Genomic DNA, 4,038 nt, shown 5'->3' with positions numbered 1-4,038 from the left:
TTAACGAACCCCCGGATATTTAGTTGGCGTGTGGTAACCCAACTCTATCACGGGGGTTCGTTGTATCTTTGACCTCCAAAAATCGCTGAAACTCAATCACCACAAGGAATAACCCCGATTCGGCGAATCAGAGTTATCCCTCATAATTCAAGTGAAGTCAGACGGGATGGATTCGAGCTGCCGCCGACCCCTGAACCAAGCGAATCGCGTGCAAGCAATCAACCATGCTGACATAGGACTCACTCGATACCGCGATGATTTTGCCGTTGGATGCCTTAAAGCGCCAACGCCATTGACTCTGAGTGTCACGGAAATATTCGTACCGCATGAGTAACCACAATGAACGTTAATAATAATTGTACCGAATACAAAATATGGCTGTGTGAGTACCAATTTGATGGTGAAATCTATGGTTTTGAAATTCCAGCAAAGTCTTTACAGGAAGCAAGACTCAGGCTGCAACAGATGTCGCAGGGAAGAGTTTTAGGGAGTCTGGAAGGAACCCTAGAAGTCACTGGAGCTAGTGATGGATGGCGAGCAAAACTCACTGGCAAGATTTCTGAAATTGTCATCGCCTTTTTAAATCTTTTCTCATAGCCCAAGGCGGTAACTTCAGATCAGAAAGTGCAGAGCAAGTAGATCTGACTTGACAAGCCTGTTAAAATAGCGCGATACCCTGCGCAGGCGCTAAGGGTTGCGCAGAGGCATCGCGAGACCCGACAAAGCTTTTCAGTTACACGCGAATATCTCAGTCCCCCTCCCGTCCCCCAGAGGGGGAGGCGGATTTTTTCCAGGTGTCAGTTCAGGGCAGAGTGACCGGCTTAGTTGGGCAGTGGATTTCAGCCACGCCGATCGCGCTTACCGTAGATTTCCTCAATGTCATCCCGCACCATTTCCATCCCGCGTAGGTATTCGGCGGGTGACCATTGCAGAACATGAGGATTAACTGTTCGCATGGTGAGCATATCGACAATCCAGATGTTTACCTCAGCCTGGAACTCTGGAACGCTCATTGCATAAGAGATGGCAACGTAGGGATGAATCCATACCCCGGTTGTACCGCCCCGAACGTAGTCTATGAGCGGGGTCTGAGGTTGACTACTCAAATCTGAGTAGTCAATTGGGATTCCAGTTCTCTGACTAATTCGCTTGAGTAAGCGTTGTGCAAAGTCTGTACGTGTCCAGTTATTGAAGCGACGGATTTTGCCATCAAAAGCTTCCATCGCACGGCTCATGTCAGCCGCACTGAAGTAACCATCCACACCACGGATTTCAACCTTTTGCCCCTCAAATTCGGGGAACTGATCGAAGAAGCTAACAGTTCCGCCCATGGCGTAACCCCATTCGACAAGAAGGCTATAGCAGCAACCCCAGTGAGGCGTGCTCGGCACGAAGGCTCACTGGGGTTGACTGACACCTGGACTAGGTTGCTTCCCAGCATTGCCTAGCAAAACAAATCATATCACAGTGAACTACAGTAGACTACCTTGGTTCACTGAAAGGGAAAAACTTTTTTGTTTTTTCATCGTAGATCCACGAGATGTTCTCAGGATCCAAATCCTTCGACCAGGCGGAAAAATTGGGTGATTTACTTCTCCGAAGAATAGTTGAGTGGTCACGATTCATCCGCTCAGCTAACCCTCTGGCGCTTAAGCCTTGAGAAAGAGTGCCTAATTTATCATTAGGACTACTGAGTGAACTACTTAGTGGAATACCCTGTTCTAGATCGGCAACAAGGTCAGAATCCTGCGTCAACAACGGCAATTGCTTAACAGGTGACTCTATTTCATCTTGTTGAGTAGTAGGGACAGTCAACGACTTGACTAGCTCCGATAGATGGTCAACCCGTTGGACTAGGGCCTGAAACTCTTCTAATGGCACACCTGGTGAATCACTTGGTAATCTACTAGGTGTGCCACATCCAAAGAATTCAGTCAGGATAACGATTGCGGCCTGTGAAGCCGACGATAAACCACGTTGCTCCTTGAAATCTATGAAGCGATCGTACAGGTCTTGCGGGACGTAAGCCGAAATTTTGGGATTAGCAGTTGGCATGGTAGATTACTAGTAGACTACTATAGTCTACCCGACAAATGACTACCCAGGATTGTCTACAGACAAAAGTTGAGAACGTAGTTTTTTGAAATTCTCGTAGAGCTGCTGTTGTTTGTCAGTCATGCGCTTGATAGCACACACTTCCTCTACACGCTCAGTCAGTCCACCTATCGCGTCGTAAATTTCCCGACAGGCTAGCTTGCCATACTTGTCAGCAAGATATTCAGGCAAATGAAAGGGAACATACTCATCACGAAGCCATTTGCGAAAAACCGGCAGCTCTGAAAGGTCATAAGCAATTGCCTCTTGCTCCCCTCGCTGGTCTCTAAAAACATGAGTGTAAGTACCAGTTGGCTTTGCCCAAGGTTGTCCCTTCCGGTACGCTGACCACCTGAGTCCAATGCTGCCGTCGCACAAATCCATCTGATCAACAGGGACTTGAAATTCTTTCTCTACCAGGAGGAGTACCTCAGCGCCTTCACGAAAAGTAGTCCACTTATCGTCTGGAGTACGGTGGTCGCGGATATTTTCTAGACGCTCGATGTAGACCGTCGTACTGCTTTTAAGAGATGGACGCAGATGTCCTGGGACAAATCCAGTTCGAGACCAAATAAACAGGCGCATACCAGCGCCACCGATACGGTCATAGCTTTGCTGTGCAACAGCTTTACCGGCATAGTCACGAGCATCAAAAGCGTAATAGCCAAGAATTGCCCAACAAGCTTCATCAGGAACCAACAGGCGATTCTGGGAATCGTTCGTTATGAGCCTCAAGTCTTGACCTGCAAAAGATTTCAGGCGATTTGGAAGGTCGTTCGTTATGGGGTTAGAAGCTTGAATTCGCCCTAAAAGCTGGGTGATAGCTGGTTGTGTAACAGAGCAAAGGTTAGCCAGCGCTGTCACAGTCATCCCACTAACCCCATCCGGCTCCCGAGTATAGAAACCGGTTTCATTGCCTTCATGGTCAAGCTCGGGAACTAAGCGATACTCATCAGACATGGTGGTTCACTGTAAACTACTAAAGGCTCAAAGACTTAAGCGGTACTTCCGCTCCTGGCGTTTCCACACAGCCCACAACTCAGCAAGGTCAGACTCACCCGACTCCTCTTGTCCAATCAGGTCATCTGGATCCTCCTCTAGCTCCCTGAGATATTTCTTCAGTACCCCGCCGGTGGCAACGCAGCGGATTTTGTGCATCTGGCGGGTCAGTTCCAGAAACCACTCACGATCTGCAACCAGGTCTGACTCCTTAACGCAATACTTCAATAGCTCGGGGATCAATGACATCGGCTGCTTTCCCTGCTTAACCGCCTGAACATCGAGAATTGGGTTGTAATCAAGCCGCATGGATCGTCGCCAGAGTGCGACCCACTCAGCTTGCTTGAGATAGGACTTGCCGCTGAAATATCCAGGCGGAATCAACAGCAAGCAGTGGAAGTGTGGGTGAGCGGATCCATCCCTACCGCGCGTGACCTCAGTTGATCGCAACCAACCAATCGCGGGCCATGCTTTGAGTTGAACCAATCGCTGCCACCCTCGGTTCATATCCTTTAGGGTCTGGCGTAGATCGACAATCAGCACATTGCGCTGAGTCAACGTCAGGAATAACCAGCGGTGCTGGGGATACTCAGAAACAATAGAGGGCAGGATCCTATATGCCTTGGCTTTCCACATGAGGGATCGTCGCCACTGGCAAACAGGGCAGTGACGCACTCGACAGAATCGAGCCGTCCGTAACTTCAATTTGAATTCGCCGTCGTCAGCTCCAACTAGCCCGAACCCTAGAAATTCCGAGCAAAACGTCATCCGTTCTGCGTAGCGATTGAACTCGCTGCCCTCGTAGTGACGGGTTGCCTTGTCGCAATTAGCGCGATGCTTATCCCACGGCTTGTCTCGGGGTGAGACCTCAGCTAATGGGATTGAGGAATTCGAGGATTCAGGTACACTGACAGGTATAGCCTCGTCTGTGTCCTGCACAGGCAT

Annotated in this window: 6 protein-coding genes; 1 reads left to right on the top strand and 5 read right to left on the bottom strand. The window is 49.3% G+C overall.

Annotation, left to right across the window (positions count from 1 at the left end):
* Nucleotides 1-157 precede the first annotated feature (157 nt).
* Nucleotides 158-328, bottom strand: a complete 171-nt coding sequence (locus tag AC2IAX_RS18590; RefSeq protein WP_494390466.1) for a YegP family protein — start codon at nucleotides 326-328, stop codon at nucleotides 158-160.
* Nucleotides 329-339: 11 nt separating this feature from the next.
* Between AC2IAX_RS18590 and AC2IAX_RS18585 the strand changes: the two genes are divergently transcribed.
* A complete protein-coding gene (locus AC2IAX_RS18585) occupies nucleotides 340-597 on the top strand; it encodes a hypothetical protein (RefSeq protein WP_494390465.1) in 258 nt (85 codons plus the stop codon).
* Between the two features lie 242 nt (nucleotides 598-839).
* Here AC2IAX_RS18585 and AC2IAX_RS18580 read toward each other — a convergent pair whose 3' ends face one another.
* The 4 genes from AC2IAX_RS18580 to AC2IAX_RS18565 form a co-directional block, all read right to left on the bottom strand.
* Entirely contained in the window at nucleotides 840-1,331 is a 492-nt protein-coding gene (locus AC2IAX_RS18580) for a KilA-N domain-containing protein (RefSeq protein WP_494390464.1), read from the bottom strand.
* Between the two features lie 151 nt (nucleotides 1,332-1,482).
* Entirely contained in the window at nucleotides 1,483-2,055 is a 573-nt protein-coding gene (locus AC2IAX_RS18575) for a helix-turn-helix domain-containing protein (RefSeq protein ID WP_494390468.1), read from the bottom strand.
* Between the two features lie 42 nt (nucleotides 2,056-2,097).
* A complete protein-coding gene (locus AC2IAX_RS18570; protein ID WP_494390467.1) occupies nucleotides 2,098-3,054 on the bottom strand; it encodes a BstA C-terminal domain-containing protein in 957 nt (318 codons plus the stop codon).
* A 27-nt stretch (nucleotides 3,055-3,081) separates the two neighbouring features.
* Nucleotides 3,082-3,861 (bottom strand): protein rep, encoded by a 780-nt coding sequence (locus tag AC2IAX_RS18565; RefSeq protein ID WP_494390469.1) that lies wholly within the window; start codon nucleotides 3,859-3,861, stop codon nucleotides 3,082-3,084.
* Nucleotides 3,862-4,038: the final 177 nt, after the last annotated feature.

Source organism: Limnothrix sp. HT2024 (assembly GCF_059138625.1).
Note: the sequence above shows the minus strand (reverse complement) of the source record. Positions and strands in the feature narration are given on the sequence as shown.